This window comes from Shewanella profunda (assembly GCF_023283765.1).
GTDB lineage: Bacteria > Pseudomonadota > Gammaproteobacteria > Enterobacterales > Shewanellaceae > Shewanella > Shewanella profunda.
Genome location: NZ_JAKILG010000020.1, coordinates 1 through 18,443, shown reverse-complemented (window position 1 = coordinate 18,443; position 18,443 = coordinate 1). Strand labels below are relative to the sequence as shown.

13 protein-coding genes and 1 pseudogene are annotated in these 18,443 nt (G+C 45.0%); 3 read left to right on the top strand and 11 right to left on the bottom strand.

Going from position 1 to position 18,443, the window contains the following annotated elements:
* Positions 1-79 precede the first annotated feature (79 nt).
* The 5 genes and pseudogenes from L2744_RS11355 to L2744_RS11335 all read right to left on the bottom strand — a co-directional run bounded on the left by L2744_RS11355 (position 80) and on the right by L2744_RS11335 (position 5,101).
* On the bottom strand, positions 80-1,552 hold the full coding sequence (locus L2744_RS11355) for an iron-containing redox enzyme family protein (protein WP_248992004.1): 1,473 nt from the start codon (positions 1,550-1,552) through the stop codon (positions 80-82).
* Between the two features lie 780 nt (positions 1,553-2,332).
* The gene (locus L2744_RS11350) at positions 2,333-2,800 is read right to left on the bottom strand and encodes a DUF2846 domain-containing protein (RefSeq protein ID WP_248992003.1); all 468 of its coding nucleotides are present in this window, start codon (positions 2,798-2,800) and stop codon (positions 2,333-2,335) included.
* Between the two features lie 33 nt (positions 2,801-2,833).
* Positions 2,834-3,496, bottom strand: a complete 663-nt coding sequence (locus L2744_RS11345) for a hypothetical protein (protein WP_248992002.1) — start codon at positions 3,494-3,496, stop codon at positions 2,834-2,836.
* Positions 3,497-3,849: 353 nt separating this feature from the next.
* A pseudogene (locus L2744_RS11340) lies at positions 3,850-4,142 on the bottom strand (transposase); the annotation flags it as partial.
* Between the two features lie 212 nt (positions 4,143-4,354).
* A complete protein-coding gene (locus L2744_RS11335) occupies positions 4,355-5,101 on the bottom strand; it encodes a class I SAM-dependent methyltransferase (RefSeq protein ID WP_248992001.1) in 747 nt (248 codons plus the stop codon).
* 246 nt (positions 5,102-5,347) lie between these two features.
* Between L2744_RS11335 and L2744_RS11330 the strand changes: the two genes are divergently transcribed.
* Positions 5,348-7,609, top strand: coding sequence for a bifunctional diguanylate cyclase/phosphodiesterase (locus tag L2744_RS11330; protein ID WP_248992000.1), 2,262 nt, complete (start codon positions 5,348-5,350; stop codon positions 7,607-7,609).
* Positions 7,610-7,701: 92 nt separating this feature from the next.
* Complete coding sequence (locus tag L2744_RS11325) at positions 7,702-8,547, top strand: 23S rRNA (adenine(2030)-N(6))-methyltransferase RlmJ (protein ID WP_248991999.1); 846 nt, start codon at positions 7,702-7,704, stop codon at positions 8,545-8,547.
* A gap of 59 nt (positions 8,548-8,606) precedes the next feature.
* Here L2744_RS11325 and L2744_RS11320 read toward each other — a convergent pair whose 3' ends face one another.
* Together L2744_RS11320 and L2744_RS11315 are read right to left on the bottom strand one after the other, a co-directional pair.
* Entirely contained in the window at positions 8,607-9,341 is a 735-nt protein-coding gene (locus tag L2744_RS11320; RefSeq protein WP_283103952.1) for a lytic transglycosylase domain-containing protein, read from the bottom strand.
* 146 nt (positions 9,342-9,487) lie between these two features.
* Positions 9,488-10,051, bottom strand: coding sequence for a LemA family protein (locus tag L2744_RS11315; protein WP_248991998.1), 564 nt, complete (start codon positions 10,049-10,051; stop codon positions 9,488-9,490).
* A gap of 522 nt (positions 10,052-10,573) precedes the next feature.
* Between L2744_RS11315 and L2744_RS11310 the strand changes: the two genes are divergently transcribed.
* Entirely contained in the window at positions 10,574-12,166 is a 1,593-nt protein-coding gene (locus L2744_RS11310; RefSeq protein ID WP_248992039.1) for an AbgT family transporter, read from the top strand.
* Between the two features lie 59 nt (positions 12,167-12,225).
* Here the strand turns inward: L2744_RS11310 and L2744_RS11305 are convergent, their stop codons facing one another.
* The 4 genes from L2744_RS11305 to L2744_RS11290 all read right to left on the bottom strand — a co-directional run bounded on the left by L2744_RS11305 (position 12,226) and on the right by L2744_RS11290 (position 17,426).
* Positions 12,226-12,546, bottom strand: coding sequence for a hypothetical protein (locus tag L2744_RS11305; protein ID WP_248991997.1), 321 nt, complete (start codon positions 12,544-12,546; stop codon positions 12,226-12,228).
* Positions 12,547-12,746: 200 nt separating this feature from the next.
* Positions 12,747-13,001 carry a hypothetical protein gene (locus L2744_RS11300; protein ID WP_248991996.1) on the bottom strand — a complete coding sequence of 85 codons (255 nt, stop codon included), beginning with the start codon at positions 12,999-13,001 and terminating at the stop codon, positions 12,747-12,749.
* Positions 13,002-13,136: 135 nt separating this feature from the next.
* Positions 13,137-16,271: an efflux RND transporter permease subunit gene (locus L2744_RS11295; protein ID WP_248991995.1), complete on the bottom strand. Its 3,135-nt coding sequence runs from the start codon at positions 16,269-16,271 to the stop codon at positions 13,137-13,139.
* A 9-nt stretch (positions 16,272-16,280) separates the two neighbouring features.
* A complete protein-coding gene (locus tag L2744_RS11290) occupies positions 16,281-17,426 on the bottom strand; it encodes an efflux RND transporter periplasmic adaptor subunit (protein ID WP_248991994.1) in 1,146 nt (381 codons plus the stop codon).
* Positions 17,427-18,443: the final 1,017 nt, after the last annotated feature.

Sequence of the window (18,443 nt, the reverse complement as noted above, 5' to 3'; positions counted from 1 at the left end):
GCTGGTGTTACTGTGGTAAATGAGTACCCGGTCATTTTCAGCGTCATTGCCAGACGCAGCAGATAATAGTTCTTCATGGTCAGGTTACGTGTTGAAAAAGATCGGCATACAGCCTTGTTGCCGCTAGACCCGCGGGCGTCGGATGGTTCGCTGGCGAGAGCATGCCAGTTAACACGGCGAAGGCTTGCTCTTTGGTATCGACCCCGGCTAACTGCTGGAAAAGAACATCAACGTCTGCGCAGCTGTTGGGCTTCGGTTCCCTGCCGATGTGATGGGCGATGATTTGTTCGATCGTAGCATCGCTTTGCGGCACTACCGTCACTTTGACGTGCCCGTTACTGGGGCGAATGCGAAACCGCTTGAGAGTTGGCGTCCTGTCTGCGTCATCTAGGATCCAGTCCTTGAGGAGCTGCAGCTCGTAACCGTCGAAGACACCGAACATCGGTGCCTGCTCGTCGGTTAACAGGCGCCAGAAACGGCTTTGCTCTAGGCTCTTACCACGCCGGATCCAGCCAGTGGATTGCAAAGTCTGCAGCAGTTCTGAAGTTTCGCCAGATGAAGAAAGCCATTCACTCACCAATCTGCCCCCGACGAGGCAATAGTCGGAATGCAATTTTGCTCCGCTCAGGGCCTTGTCAGCGAGAACCCGCAGCAGTTCTTGCTCGAGATTGAAGGATGCGATCGCCTCCTCCGTGCCCATGCCGACGAGGTTTAAATGGTAGCCATTACCGACACGACGATAAAACTCTGCGGCATCACCGAGCCTCGGCGTGCAATCAAGCACGCTTTGTAAGGCCATGCGCGCGTGGCCGATTGAGGCATTATCGATAGACACATGCAAGGTAAAATAGTACGGATCGATATCCAGTTCATTCAGTTCGTAGGCGGTGATGAGCAAGTGCAGTGGCAACTGTTCGTAGCCGAGATTAAAACCAATCAATTCTGGCAAAAACTCATCGGCGTTATGGGCAAGAGCGAGCTGCACAGCGCCTTGGGTGAAGTGCTCATTTGGGCCGTCCTGCCATTTATCACAACCATATCGAGCGAGTAATCGTTTGTAGATTTGCACATGGTTTTGCAACAGATTGCCGCAACCGAGCTCTTCAAGATAGGTGCGGATAAGCGGTGCGAGCCGTGGATCCTGCCAGCTCTGCAGCAAGCCATAGAGCCAAGCGCCGTCCACAAGCTTAGTGGGTGCAACGGTACGAAGAAAATACATCGCATGCGAGCGGCAACTGAAGTAGCGCCGCGGCGACCCCGTACCCCGCTCGTCGAGGTAGCACTGGTAATCCTGCGCCACTTGATCGTGGGCACTGCGCAGCACATCGGGCAATGACCGCATTTCGGCAGGAAAGTCTGTGTGGATAGCAGCTGCCACGCTAAGTTGTTCCAGCAGGAAGCCGCGTGATATGGAGCCTGATAATTCGTCGATTTGGCCCACGGTGCTACAGCGCTCGTCTAACATTGCGAAATAAAGCTGCCTGCTATCCATTTGCTGTGATGGCAAAAGGGCGAGCGTCGCCCGCTGAGTGTTAGGTACTGAATCCATCATATCCATATCCTCTGATCTATATCCTATTACTCGCCAGAATGTTGTTAGTCGGCAACCTATGGCTTTCTTATCCTAATCTGCGGAGATTCAGAGCCACTTCAAAACGGCTTAGGTTCCCGACTCTATGGTGCTCGCGAGGGTAGTTAATGCAGAGCGAACCGATCACCTCGAAGGTATATAGTGCGCTGCAACAACTCGGGAGTCTGTTCGGTGCCGTACAAGCCGCTGGCCTGCTGTCGTCAGGAAGGTAGTCCTATTGATTAGTAAGTGATTAGTAAGACTGATTGATAGTGGTGCCGCAGTTTGCTTCGCGTTCACAAAGGTATCGGGAGTAGCAGATTGTGGGATTTGCCCGTTGTGACGTGAACCATAAGTGACTTTTCCGCTGAAAACCTAATAGGCCATGCGGGAGAAATCAGAATGATGGGAATAATAAATATGGTGCCGACGAATGCAAATCCCTGGCTTTCTGGGGGGAAGCCGCTGCCAAATAGTTATCGAGGGTGAATAGTATTGAGCTGATATTGGGCCGCAAGCTGATACCTAGTCCGCTATAACCGAGGAACACCCGCGTTAAAGTGAAAAAACAGCTGTATCTGCTTTCGTTGAGCAACAGAGCATATTAACGAATAGGTAAATGCAAGCACCAATACGGCAACCGGAGAAAACCAAAGAATATTTGGCAAAGAAAACCAACGCTCTGCAATCCTAGGATCTCTGACAAGTGTGCAAATTTACTATGCCAGTACAAACACCGAAGGTACGTGCTGACTTGCCTTGTTAGTTTTTCTTGGTCTCATGCAGCTCCTGTAATGCAGTTTCTGAATTAACCAGTCCAAGCGAGTAATTGCCAGAAATACTAGAAACGCCCCCAACATAAGCTGCATTGGCAAGCTCAGCAGTTAAGCGAACAAAATATGTATTATTGGCTTGAGCGTCAAAAGCGATTTGCAATGGCCCTGATCGCCAGTTGGACATTATCCCGCCCTCTTCTTTGACAGAGATTATCGTGTTACCAGGATTAAGGTCCAAAACATGATAGCCACCATTACTGATATTAAAACTGTCGACACCATTTATCTGTACCGTAGGAGCTGCTGCGCCATCTAGCATGGCCCAAGGACGATAAAAATATACTTTAGCTTTATTTGCCTCGGGCGCTTCCGTTTGAGTAAATTTGGGGCCTGTTGCACTACAACCTGTAAGTGACGCAATCACAACTAACGAAGAAATAAATTTCTTAAACATCTACAAAGCTCCATCTCTACAAAAACTAACGCCCTAATCAACCGCGCCACTGTTTGGCGTCGGATGAATTAGCTTGTTAGCAGTGCCTTTAACTTGGCTCACGGTTGATAGCGCCACTAAAAAAATTAGGGCAAGAATATCTACACCAATATATTGAGTGGGTGAGTTTCCGGTGTACTTCAAAAAAGAAAATCCAGGTGAAAAATATGTAGAAAAACCAAACTGAACTTCATTAGTCCAGTTTATGTAAAGGTAGATACCACCTACCCCTGAATAAGCCGCTTTGACCGAACCAATAGCCAAGCTAGGAACTTGAAGTAATTGGTTTAGAACAGAAATCCAATATTTATCATGCATTTCCTTTACTGCGGTATAACCAGCGACTGCATTCAATGCTATCGCGACAACAGCTATTGAAGAGCTTAATATAGTCACTGAACCATCAATCACTAACAGCATGAACATGATCAGTATTACTGCCGCAGCTGCTAGCTGGAAATAGCCGATAATTTTTACCCTATTTTCCGCTATCGAGAATTCTTGCTGTTCTTTTTGTATAGTGAATTCATCTATTTCCTCTTTTCTGGCATCCAGCTCTGCCATCAACGCAGGATAGTTTGGCGAGTCTGCAGATATGTGATTTTTCACATCCAGCAAATCCTCGACAGAGTATTTAGAATAATCAACTGCGATCATAATATTCCTTGTACTGCTAACGTCTTAGTATTTATGCGTTGCGCTGTTTGCAGGGCATAAATCGCTTGTTTACTAAATCTCAAATATGGCCGCTGCCACGCCCATGTAAATGGTATGAATGATGCTATAGGAATTTGCTTTTTTGCGGTAGCGGTTTGTATACCGTTTGATGGGTAATCACTTGATATCGTTTTAGCTTTCTCATTCTTTTAAGCTCACTTTTAACTGACTAATGCGCGTGGGTCATTGCATTCCAGCTCAAATTTAGGGTAACACTCACACCCTATCCCCTCATCGGCTTAACCCCATAAGGTTTGCTTCTATAGTGACTTTCTATCACATCGCAACAGAGGTTATCCTGACATGCGTACTGGCTGACCTTGGTTGTTTATCATCACTACCGACTTCGGCCTTATCAGCCCAATAAGCTGTAAATGACCTAGCTGGCATTGCGGGCATCACCACGAACAGTCCTCCTTAACCAAAGGGTTAACCAATGTCGCCTGCGGTTTGCGTAATTGCGGTTGGATTAGCGCTAACTTTTTGCGGCGGCAAGCATTGGCGAAAAACCAAAGTGTCTGACTCGCATCAACCCTTTCGGCTGCACATGCAATAAATAGCGGCGGATAAACTCATCACTGCACAATTAAGCTCTTTAGGACAGGCTTCGATATTGAGAACTTACTTGAGATTGGCATTGCTGTACCAGTGACCGTTGGCGACATGGATGTCGCCGTCGAGCCTATAGGGGCACCTCTTGTTAAATAAATAGGCGGCGAGTCACTGGGGAAACAATGACAATTCATACAGCACAACTAGCGACAAAAGTTATCTTGCTTTGGGGCAAAAGCGTTTTATCTATTTCATCGCGGCTTTTACATAGACATCGAAGCGATTTTTCTTAGTGTCAATTACCATACTAGGTTTTACGCCATCTAAATCTTCGGCATAGTCTGGGCGCTTTACTACTACTCGCTTGGTTGCTAAGGCTAAAGCGGGGGCGAGCAAACCATCGGCATCTAAGTCCGCTCCGACTAAGGATTGAAATACCCGCATTTCCTTTTTAACGAGGGCCGACTTATCACGGTGGGGATACATAGGGTCGAGGTAAACCACATCGACCTCTTGCTCCAATTTCGACAGTGCTTCTAGGCTAGAGCCATGGAATAGATGCATCCGATCACGCATCCAATCACCAATTTCGGCATCTTGATAGGCGCGGCGTAGCCCATCCTCAAGTAGTGCGGCAACTACGGGATGACGCTCAACCATAGTGACGGTGCAACCTAGGCTGGCAAGTACGAAAGCGTCCCGCCCCAAACCCGCAGTGCCATCGACCACACTTGGCGTCACGCCTTGCTTTAAGCCCACGGCTTTAGCGATAGACTGACCTCGACCACCGCCAAATTTGCGACGATGGGCAACGGCCCCCGAAACAAAATCCACAACAATGCCATCAAGTTTAGGTTCATCGCGCTTATGTAGCGTTAAGGTGTCCGATTCAAAACGCAATTCGAAAGGGGCATTGGCATCGTAAATAAGTTGCCAACGCGCACAAATGTCTACCAGTGTTGGGTATTGCTGATTAAAAAAAATCGGAGTCACGGGCTGTCTTCTAATCAATAAAATGGGGGTTATTATGCCTAATAATTTGATTGATGAATACTGAGTATAACCATCACTATCTGATACATCAGCGCAGGATAAACCTTAAAACTCAAACAAGTATCACAATGTAATATACTGATTTACAAAGATAGAAATCTATTTGTATAACAATACAGTGATTTATGATATATGTTACATCCCCCTGCTGACTGGTGCGATTTCCGTACGGGATAAGGATATTTTTTGTTTCAATGGCTCAAGGGTTTTTTGTTTATCAGGGAGCAAGACTTCTTAAATCCCGATAGAACATTACTAAAAACTAGCTTACTACGGATTATTTTGCTCAGTGGTGCCATCTTGACCACCAGCATAGTGCTGCACAGTTCTTTGATAGCGTACCAATTAAACCTTAGCTTCATCATTATCATCACGGTCAGCTTTTTGATTGTGCTAGTGTTTGCTTTGTGGTTCACCCGCCAATATTTAATTCTGAGTTCTATCAGCCTGTTAGCTATGGTTGTTGCGGCATGCATATGTATCTTGTTGTTTGTTCCTGATTTCAATTTGTCGCAGGCAGGTATTATTTTTTTATATACCCTACCCTTGATGGCACTTTTTCTGTTTGGTGGAAAAGCTGCCATCATAATGATGTTTTTCAATGTATTACCATTTTTACTGCTACTGCAAAATTGCAATCTCCCTACCATTATCGATATTGATATCAGTCTGCCTGCAACCCATGCCTACTTAAATGGTTTGCTCTTTATGTTTTTTAATATCTGTATTCCCTTGTCGGCAATGCGACTATTAAAAACCCAAAAAATTCATTCGCAGCAGATGATTAAGCATCAAGAAGCGCTTCAACACACGTTAGAGCAATACACTGAAATATTTGAAAATAATGGCACTGCCTCCTTCTTTTGTAATGAAGATGGGATCATTCTCAACCTAAACGATGCAGCAAAAATAATCGCCAAAGATATCAGCGTAAACCACACTCGACTCGCTGATATTTTTGAGCTCGCGGAAGATACCCCCATCAATTTATTCGCGGCATCTTTCCCTACGCATTTGAAACATAACCCCAAAGCAAAATACCTACTGCAGAAAGCCTCATTGCAGCACCACGATACCTTACTGTTTCACTGCCATGATGTTACCGAACAAGCAAACTACGCCATTGAACTGAGTCGGCTTAAAAAACACCATATCAGCACACATTTTTATGACTTAGTCACAGGACTACCCAACGAGAATCATTGGTACAATCCAGCGCCAAGTGTCATCCAGCAAAAAATGACCGTCGCAATCGTTAAAATTGATAACCTCAGCCAAATTAATGCTGCATTCGGTATTCAGATAGGGGATGCCCTGCTCAAAACCTTTGCAAATGAGCTAAAACAGCGTTTCGGCCAACATGCAAAAATATATCGCTTTAGGGGCGCTTCCTTCGCGTTTGAATTTACAGGTTTGCCACTCATTTCCCCTGAAAATCTCGCCCAGCAATTACGTGAGCGTATCCCAACACATTTACAGCTTAAAGAACAACAAGTTAAATATCATCTCGAATGCCGAGTGGGTTGTAGTTCAGGCACTAAAGCCTCACCACAGCAAGCCGCGGAACAATGCCTAATTGCGATAAAACAAACGACCCAAGCAAGTCCTGTGATGGTGTATTACATTGGTCTGATTAATAATTTACTCGAAGCCTCATCACAAAAAGCCAGGATCCGCGAGGCGTTAAAACACAACCGTCTCGAAATGTGGCTACAACCTCAAGTAATGGCTAATGGGCACATTATAAGCTTTGAAGCACTCGCCAGAATGTTCGACGAAGATGGCACAATGATAATGCCCAACACATTTATTCCCATTATTGAGTCATCTCAACTACAGGCAATCTTTGCCATAAAAGTATTCAGACAACTGCTACAGTTGATCCGTTCTTGGCCTAAAAATGTGCCTCCGGTAAAGATTGCTTTCAACCTGTCAGGACAAGATATTCTGTCGGATCGATTCTTTAAGGTGTTGATACAAACCTATATGAATCATCCTGAACTCATCCCATTATTAGAAATTGAGATCACCGAAACCTCTGTATTTTCAACATATAAAGAAACCGGTCGCCGTCTAAATACGCTTGCTCGCATGGGTGTATCTATTGCGATTGATGATTTTGGTACAGGGCATGCTTCATTGAGCCAACTTATCGATATCAGCGCAGATACGATTAAAATCGATCGTTACTTTGTCAGCCAGCTTGGGATTAGCGAGCGCCATACCCAAATCGTGAATGCGGCGATCTTGTTAGCGAAGAGTTTAAAACTGAACGTTATAGCCGAAGGTATAGAGACTGAAGCCCAACTAGCGCAACTTACCGCTTTAGGGTGTAAGCAATTTCAAGGTTACTTATTCGGCAAACCCGCTCCGGCGAATCTTTGGTTGAAAACCTTTCAAATGCAAACACCCATGCACTGGTTCCCCGATAAAAAGAGTGCCAACTAAGGCATTAAATTTACGCCTATGACCATCGCAGGTATAATTAGTCACTGCCATTTGCCTCCCTTGGCTCTGTTTGCAAATTACTAGGATCCCCCATGTTAAGTTACCGCCATGGTTATCACGCAGGCAATTATGCCGATGTGTTAAAACACACTATCTTGTTACAAACCCTGCAGTTAATGCACAAGAAAGACAAACCACTCGTGTATATCGATACCCATGCTGGTGCAGGTGGTTATACCTTAACCGATGAGTTTGCACAGAAAACGGGCGAGTATCTCGACGGCGTGGCTAGACTTTGGGATAAAACAGACCTACCACAATCACTGCAGGACTATGTCGCAGCAGTACGTCACTTTAATGAAGAAAATCCAGAAGAACTCAACTTCTATCCCGGCTCACCCGCCATTATTGATATGGAACTTGGCCCAAAAGATCGCATGGTGCTGCATGAGCTGCACAGCACTGATTATGTGTTACTGGACGATTATTTCTGTGAAGACAGGCAAGTCAAAGTCATTAAGGGTGATGGGCTAAAAGGCCTTATCGCCGCAGTGCCGCCCCTAGAGCGCCGCGCACTGGTGTTAGTTGACCCAAGCTATGAGATGAAAACCGACTATCAAGATGTGGCTGAAACGCTGATCAAAGCTCACAAACGCTTTGCCACTGGCGTATTTGTGCTTTGGTATCCGGTTGTGAATCGCGCTCAGACCGAAGGCATGTTATCGCGCCTCGCCAGCAGTGGCATTAAACGCCAACTGAGAATTGAGCAAGCAATTAAACCCGATTCAGATGAGTTTGGCATGACAGCCGCAGGATTATGGATCATTAATCCACCTTGGCAATTAGATGAAATCGCAACTGAATTAATGGATTACTTGGGTAAAACGCTCGGACAAGCGGGCGGGAATGTCACCGTAAAATGGGAAGTGGGCGAGTAATAAAATCTATGGCAGCGATGCATTTTAGCCAGCTGCCAGCAATATGCGCACTGTACCCCCTAGACCCGCTTTTGTTCACGATAGCGTTTCAATAAAATTTGTACCCGCTCAACATAGGCTTGAGTCTCAGGATACGGCGGAATGCCATTGTACTGTGTCACCGTCGTCGGCCCAGCATTGTAGGCAGCACAGGCCAAGGCAATATCGCCATTAAATTGTTTTAGCATTTGGGCCAAATATTTACTGCCACCAAAAATATTTTCCTCAGGCAAAAATGCATTTATAACGCCCATTTCTTTAGCGGTTTCTGGCATCAATTGCATTAATCCCATAGCACCACTACGTGATACCGCACGAGAATTGAAAGCCGATTCGGCATGGATCACCGCGCGAATTAATGCGGGTTCCAACTTGTGTTTATAGGCTGCTTGAGAGATTAATGAATCATAATTTGCACTAAACAAACGAATGGCATTCCAATCGATATTTGAATCGGGACGGCAGGCAAAACATTCGTACAACAAAATTTGATATTGGTTATTACTGGGAGCCTTATCGGTAAACACAGTAACGCCATTAGCTTGTTGATATTGATAGACTTTAAACTTCTCCAGCCCTTCGCTGCTAAGGATACCCGTTTCAGAGTAACGTGCCACGATTCGAGGTTTTGAATTGGCATCCTGTGCATTTGCCGCCATCACCATATTCGAAAGCAGTAACAAACACATTCCTAACAACCTCGAGTTGCTAAGCCATATGAACAGTGCTGACATAAGTGTACGAGTGCGGAGCATCAAGATCCTATACATTCGTTAAGAATAAGTTACTCAATAATAGCAAAGCATTGTGGATCTGACGGTTTACCCTATAAATTTAGCGATCTTATTTTTATAAACTCCACACCCTATTTCAGCATCCAACAAAGGTTACAACGTCAGCCTTATAGATAATCAACGGCATCCATTGGGGCTTTAGGAACCTCAGTCAGCTCAAAGAAAGGCATCACCTTAATACTCGCCATAGAGGCAATAATAGAACCGGGAAATATTTCAACCGCTGCATTTAATTCAGATACCGCGGAGTTGTAAAAACGACTGGCATTAGCAATGTCAGATTCAGTTTCACTATAACTTTGTATCGCCTGCAACATAGTATTATCGGATTTAAGATCGGGATAATGATCAATATTGGCTACTAACATAGCCATTTTATCGTTCAACTGCTCTGCATTAATAAAATGCACTTTAACTTCATTGGGGTCAATCGTGCTATAAGCTGAAGCAGACTGCGCCAGCAACCCATTAATTTCTTTAAATAATAATTCATCATGGTCATATTGATCAGCCATTTCGAGGATCCGATATACAAATGCATTACGGCTGATGAGTTGTGCATCGATACCAGATAACGCTTCGAGCACAGTATTGCGTTTTTTCACTAGGCTGACGTACCAAAGGTAGGTCACGATAAAAACCAGCGCTAACCCTAAAAAAAATTTATCCATCTTCCATCCTTAGTCTTTTTTTCGTTCTAATGGGTACAGCTAATCACAAATGGGCAAGAATTTCATCTAAAGCACAGTGTTAGGTCATGAAATAGTGGCATGCCAGACATAGATTTAGACTTTTTTAGCCGAAAAACGCTTCAAAAATCACCTATAAATTGCAGAGGCTGAATATTCAGCTCCGATACAGAAAAAATGGTCTATAGTAAAAATGCACAACGTTAGAGCAACCCATTTTGCTCGTGAATACTGGACTCCTCGAGAGTCCATTTTTTTATCCTGAGCTTTGCAAATCGCCATAGCAGCATCATTTAAGTTTCAATTAAAGCTTAACAATCATACTTCCCAACCATTTTTTAACTTTTGCCTTAGCTTTCATACACAATCATATTCATCTTAGCTATGTCATTTCCGGTTATCAGCACTTAAAGCCAGTTTTAGCGCTAATGATAATACGATTGGCAAAGGTCCATATAAAGGAAGGACGATAGTTTGAATTCCGACAATAAGTTCACCCCAAAGGTGCCAACGCCTAAAGCCCATCAACCCAGTAGCGATATAAGCAGTAGTGGCTGGTTTGTGCGTTTCCTCAATATTGTCGAGCGTTTAGGTAATTTACTGCCCCATCCTATCACCCTGTTTGCCCTTTTCTGTGTCGCCGTTATTCTTATTTCAGGGATTGCAGGCTATTTTGAACTCACGGTTGTCGACCCTAGACCCGTTGGAGCCCACGGCCGCAGCGCCGATGGTTTGATCCATGTGGTGAGCCTAATGAATGCCGAAGGCTTGCGCATGATAGTTTCGCAGTTAGTCACTAACTTCACTGGTTTTACTCCACTTGGTACAGTGCTTGTCGCATTGCTTGGCGTTGGGATCGCGGAACGCTCAGGCTTATTATCCGCGGCAATGCGCGCCTTAGTCATGGGTGCATCTAAGCGACTCGTGACGGTCACCATAGTGTTTGCGGGCATTATGTCCAACACTGCAGCAGAACTTGGATATGTCGTATTAATTCCGATGGCTGCGATGATTTTTCATTCCTTAGGTCGCCATCCTCTTGCAGGTTTAGCCGCCGCCTTTGCTGGTGTATCTGGAGGCTATAGCGCTAATCTATTACTCGGAACCGTTGACCCTTTACTATCAGGTATAACAGAAGCCGCAGCGCGTATGATTGATCCCGACTATAGCGTCGGCCCCGAAGTAAACTGGTATTTTATGTTTGTCTCGACTTTTTTGATCACTTTTCTTGGTGCGTTCGTCACCGAAAAAATTGTCGAACCTAAGTTAGGAAAATACCAAGATGATGATGCGGATGAAACGGTTCTACAGTCGATGGAGTCAGTGAGTGCCATTGAGAAGCGTGGCTTAAAATGGGCAGGATTATCGGTATTTATATTGGCAATAATGTTAGCGCTTTTAGTTGTGCCAGAGGGTGCGCCACTGCGCCATCCTGACACGGGTTTAGTTTCAGGCTCACCATTTCTCAAGGGGATCGTTGCGTTTATCTTTATCTGCTTTGCTATTCCCGGTTTTGTCTACGGCAAAGTCGTCGGTAGTATTAAGAATGATAAGGATGTAATTAATGCGATGTCCCACAGCATGAGCACTATGGGGCTGTATATCGTCCTCGTCTTTTTTGCGGCGCAATTTGTCGCCTTCTTTAACTGGAGTAATTTAGGTGCCGTATTGGCAGTATTAGGTGCCGATGCACTGCAATCCATTGGCCTAACAGGCCCAATCCTATTCCTGTTCTTTATTATGCTGTGCGGATTTATCAACTTGATGCTCGGCAGCGCTTCGGCGCAGTGGGCCATTACCGCCCCAATTTTTGTGCCTATGTTGATGTTGGTCGGTTACGCACCAGAAACAATTCAAGCGGCATATCGTATTGGCGATTCGGTAACAAACTTAGTCACGCCTATGATGAGTTACTTTGGATTAATCCTTGCGGTGGCCTGTCGTTATCAAAAGAACTTAGGCATAGGTACGCTGATCGCCACTATGCTGCCCTACACTTTAGTGTTTTTCGTGGGCTGGACGGCGTTTTTCTTCCTATGGGTATTCGGCTTTGGTCTACCTGTGGGACCAGGAGCGGCAACTTACTACACACCATAATATTGATTTATAAAAGATAGGGCGTCGGAGGTTAAAAACGGCGCTCTATATTGGATAATTTAGGGATATAACCATTCCATCAAAAAACTGCATATCAGTAGAAAAATACCAAGATTAAATACATAAGCCTGCACTTTTGATTTTACTGCCGTGTTCTCGGTTTGCGATACTATCTGACTGACGGACATGAAAAATAGCTTAGGGGCCAACCCCATCCCTATCAATAACACGGCCACAGCAATAGAGCGTATTAGTTCGGGTAATACGAGTTCCTGCCAATAAAATTCATACACACCATAGGCTAACAAACCTAGGGCAATCGCATGGCATACAATCCCCACGAGAAGTTGTTTAGTTGCAAGATTACCCCACGAAAACACAATGTAACCCCTACTTCGACTTGACTAAAACTATTGACGATATTCGGCGCAGTTTATCTCGTTTACGATGAGTCCGCACCACACATCCCCAAGCTACCTGAAAAGGTGCTCCGTCCCGGCGGGTTTTAACGTACTTGCCGCGTTGGCTATTTTTAACTTAGCCCACTAGGCCTTCAAATTGCCGTCTTGCCTAAAGTGCGTTAAATTCCCGCTGAATCCTGTCTCTTCAGGTTGTTTGGGGATATCCAACCGAACAAAATCCCCGTTATAGGGTAAATATAGAGTGCTCTTTGCAGTTCAGTCCAGAATGGATCGCCCAAGATAAAATAATGTATTAGAGCCACAACGAGAGATGTCAACATACCCCAAAGTACGCCAACAACTAAAATGAAGTACAACTTACCCTTACCAAGTTGCGCATCTAATTTTTGCAATTTCAACGCAGAGTAGCCCATGTTTCCTCCTTTTAACGGCCTAAGCGGCAATATGCCAGAACTCCTGCACAGCGACTATCCATCCTTATGACTAATTGCATTTAAATAACAAAAAGCCCTGCAATTACAGGGCCTTTTGATTCGCATTTCTTATGCTTATTCCGCTGAGTTTGGCTTGTCTTCTTTACCTTTCTTCTCTCGCTTACTGAAGATACGCTCAACAATAACGAAGAATAAGGGCACGAAGAAGATACCTAAGAAGGTCGAGCTCATCATACCACCGAGTACACCCGTACCGATGGCGTTTTGGCTACCAGAACCCACACCCGTACTAATGGCTAACGGCACAACACCTAGGCCGAAGGCTAAGGACGTCATTAAAATAGGGCGCAAACGCACACGTACCGCATGCAGTGTTGCCTCTACTAAACCAGAACCTTTTTCGTAGTACTCTTTGGCAAACTCCACAATCAAGATGGCGTTCTTAGTCGCCAAACCAACTGTAGTTAATAGACCAACTTGGAAGAATACGTCGTTTGGTAAACCTCGACCATTCATCGCTATTAATGCACCGATAATCCCCAAAGGTACTACTAGCACAACAGCAAATGGTACCGACCAGCTCTCATAAAGTGCTGCAAGTACGAGGAATACAACTAATATCGACAACGCATATAGTGCGGGAGCTTGGTTACCCGACAGACGTTCTTCGTAGGATAGGCCATTCCACTCAATACCAAAACCAGGAGGCAACTGCTTAACCAAATCTTCCATAATATCCATGGCAGCACCAGTACTAAATCCTGCCGCTGTTGCGCCTTGAATATTCATCGCGGGCAAGCCGTTAAAGCGCTCTAGACGTGGTGAACCATATTCCCATGTCCCTCTCGCGAAAGCAGAGAATGGCACCATGTCACCATTATTGTTACGTACATACCAAGAGTCTAAGTCACCGGGTTGCATACGATACTGGGCATCACCTTGCACATAGACTTTTTTAACGCGGCCACGATCGATAAAGTCGTTCACATATGAACCACCCCATGCCGTTGCAAGTACACTGTTAACATTACCGATTTCAATGCCTAGCGCGCTTAATTTAGCGTGATCTATATGTAATTGGTAAATTGGTGCGTCTTCCTGACCATTAGGACGAACGCCCACTAGATTTGGATTTTGTGCCGCCATACCCAATAGCTGATTTCGTGCAGCCAGTAACTTTTCATGGCCTTGACCATTCTTATCCTGCAGGAACATATCAAAGCCGTTAGCCTTACCCAGCTCAATAACCGCAGGCGGTACGAAGGCGAATACGAAGGCATCTTTCATCTGACTGAATGCACCCATAGCACGCCCAGCAATAGATTGAACATCCATACCAGACTCACGCTCAGACCAATCCTTCAGCCCCACGAAAGCGATACCCATGTTTTGCCCTTGACCCGCAAAACTAAAGCCCGCCACGCTAAATACCGATCTCACACCGTCTTCAGCCATAAAGTGTTCAGACACTTTATCCAACACTTTTATGGTACTTTCTTGGGATGCGTTCGTCGGTAAAATTGCCTGAGTAAACAAAATACCTTGGTCTTCATCTGGCAAGAAAGCGGTTGGCATACGCATGAAGATCCAAGCCACTGCAACCACCAGTGCAACGTAAATCATCATTACCCTAAAGCCACGCTTGATGATGCTAGCGACACTCGATTCGTAACGATTCGTTAATTTATCAAAACCACGGTTAAACCAACCAAAGAAGCCTGTTTCAATGTGCCCATGGCCTTTCTTGAGTGGTTTTAACATAGTTGCACAAAGTGCTGGCGTTAAAATTAAGGCAACCATCACAGACAGTGCCATCGCTGACACAATAGTGACAGAGAACTGACGATAAATAACCCCGGTTGAACCAGACATAAATGCCATTGGCACGAATACCGCGGACAGAGTCAAACCGATACCTACCAAGGCGCCGGTGATTTGATCCATCGATTTACGTGTAGCCTCGAGTGGACTTAACCCCTCCTCAGACATCACCCGCTCGACGTTTTCTACCACCACAATCGCATCGTCTACCAGCAAGCCAATCGCCAGCACCATAGCAAACATGGTAAGTGTATTGATCGAGAAGCCCGTCGCAGAGAGAATTGCAAAGGTCCCGAGTAATACCACTGGCACCGCGATAGTTGGGATTAAAGTTGCACGGAAATTTTGCAGGAAGAGGTACATGATGAGAAACACCAGTACAACGGCTTCTATCAGAGTGTGCACTACGCCTTCGATTGATTTTTCAACGAAAGGTGTTGTGTCGTAGGGATAAACCACATCCAACCCTTGCGGGAAGAAAGGTTTCATCTCAGCGATTTTAGCGCGAACGGCTTCTGCGGTATCGAGTGCGTTTGCGCCCGTTGCCAGTTTAATCGCTAAACCTGTGGCGGGTTTACCGTTATACGATGACACGACTGAATAGCTTTCAGAACCTAACTCAATGCGCGCAACATCACCTAAGAACACAATAGCGCCAGATGTATCCGATTTAAGAATAATCTTGCGAAACTCCTCCGGCGTTTGTAAACGGCTTTGGGCCGAAACGGTTGCGTTTAGCTCTTGACCCGCTACCGATGGTGTACCACCGAGTTGACCCGATGAAACTTGCGCGTTTTGAGAACGGATCGCCGAAACGACATCTATGCTCGTCAGGTTGTATTGGGTCAGTTTTAACGGATCTAACCATATACGCATCGCGTATTGAGCGCCGAATAACTGAATCTCGCCCACACCAGGAACACGACTCATAGGATCTTGTACGTTAGAACCTACATAGTCGGCGATATCACTCTTATCCAGAGAACCGTCAGTTGATACAAAGCCTAAGAGCAATAGGAAGCCACCAGAGCTAGACTTGTTAACATTCACCCCCTGTGATTGCACTTCCTGTGGTAACAAGGTCATAGCACCTTGTAACTTGTTCTGAACCTGAACCTGCGCAATATCCGGATCGGCTTCTGCGTTAAAGGTTAAGGTAATAGACGCATTACCAAAACTATCACTGGTTGAAGTGATATAACGCAGATGGTCAATACCCGTCATGCGCTGCTCAATCACCTGAGTCACAGAGTCCTCAACGATCTTAGCAGAAGCGCCAGGGTAATTAGCGCTGATCACCACTGTTGGTGGTGCAATGCTCGGATATTGGGATACTGGCAGAGAACGGATCGATAGGATCCCCGCCAACATAATAATTAAGGCGATCACCCACGCAAAGATGGGGCGATCAATAAAAAAACGTGCCATAGCTATGCCCTATTGTGCTTGCGTTTCAGAAATAACTTTGGGTGTTACTGGCGCTCCGGGGCGAATTTTTTGCAAGCCTTCGACAATCAACTTATCGCCAGCAGCAAGCCCTTCAGTAATACGCCATTCGTGACCAACAGTTTCTGCTGTTGTCACTGTTTTCGCTTCCACAACACCTTGGTCATTCACTACCATAGCCACAGCTTCGCCTTTAGAGTTACGGCTAATGGCTTTTTGCGGAACTAGAATAGCTTGAGGATCAGTACCCGCATTTAGCACTGCGCGAACATACATACCGGGTAACAAGATACCATCAGGGTTTGGAAACTCGGCGCGCAGAATAACGGAGCCAGTGTTCTCATCCACACTGACTTCAGCAAATTGCAACTTACCTAAATGACCATAGGTTGTACCGTCTTCCAATACCAACTGTACATCAGCATTATCCGCAGCCTGTAACTTACCTTGTTTTAGCTTAGCTTTAAGGCGCAGTAGTTGTGCACTCGATTGCGCGATATCCACATTGATTGGATCAAGCTGTTGAATCGTTGCTAAGGTTTGGCTTTGGTTCGCTGTCACCAACGCCCCGGCTGTGACACTCGACTTACCGATACGACCGGAAATTGGTGCTAATACTTCTGTATATTGCAGGTTAATCTTAGCCGTATTGATTGCGGCTTCAGCCACAGTGACACTGGCCAATGCCTCTTTGTATGCAGCTTCGGCTTCGTCGAAATCTTGCTTACTGATCGCATTCGTTTTCACTAATTGCTGATAACGAGCCGCTTTAGCTTTCGCCGATGCTAGACTCGCATTCGCTCTGGCTAAATCTGCATTCGCACTGACGAGTGCCGCTTTGTATGTCGCTGAGTCTATTTGATATAAAGACTCGCCCTGCTTCACATTGCCGCCCTCTACGAAGCTACGCTTAGTGATAATACCATTTACCTGCGGGCGAACTTCGGCCTCGAGGAACGCTTTACTGCGACCCGGTAACTCCACTTGGATAACCTGAGGCTTAGCAACCACATTGAGAATTCCCACTTCCATGCTCTGCGGCCCAGCCCCTGTTTGAGCTGTCTCTTCTTGAGGGCTGCAAGCTGCCATCCATAACGCCACGCTTATAACTGAGGCAAGTTTAATTGTCTGCCGCATGAGAACTCCTTCAAATATTAACGACCTACACACCAGTACACTTATTTGTGCTGATACGGTCGTAATTATAACTCAAATAAAAGATGTTACTTATCGCATACTCTATTAGGATCAACAAGGAAGATAACCCAACAAAAGTGTAAACTAATGCAAATATTGACACCTGCGGTTATACCAAATTCACTCAGTTGTTATTCCATTTAAAAAGTATGCTAACTATGGTTAAGATTGTTAGATAAATACAGGGTATAGCTCTTAATCAGCCTACTCTATATCTAGAATGTTGCAAATCTGTTCTATCCCACGGCATCGTCAAAGACTGACATTTGATAGCAGTCTAACTGTTGAATATTGCAAGAATTTGTCTTGCATTAACCCAAATTAATCAAACAACTATGCATATACAATGGGTACACTAACCCTTATCCGCTATATTGTTTACCCATTTTCAACTTAATGCACTGCCTTTAGCGAAACTAACACAACAAGCTCAGGGCAACTTGCGATATATCCAAGTTATCTGAGGTGCCGATTAGACAACATCTGAGGTTTGATCCGTGAAAATAGAGAGTTAAACTAGAACAACAACCTTCAAACACGCCATTTTAGTGTTAAGGCTAATGGAGGGCAAACCTGAAATCATTATTTATTCCCGATTAAATGAAACTCAGACTCCCACAAATAATGCTTCTATAAATGCGCCAATTGGTTACACATCTCAGGACACATCAAGGTGTATGGATTATTTCAAGTTAACTTTTAAAGCGCTGTTTACAATGTAAATCCAGTATCAACTAACTTATGTGCCTTAAATACACCTGTGAATAATTAGCGCAATTACAATTAAATAATTTGCTGCCAACATAAAAGGTATGGCGTATGGTTATTTTTACAGGGAAATTCCTACAGGGCGGGATTAAGCTTTGTTAAATCTCTTAACCAAAGAAAATCTCGCTCCTAAAATCACCATTCCATGCTGCCTTTCTTATTTTGGTTGGTTTACTGGCTTTTAGCGGA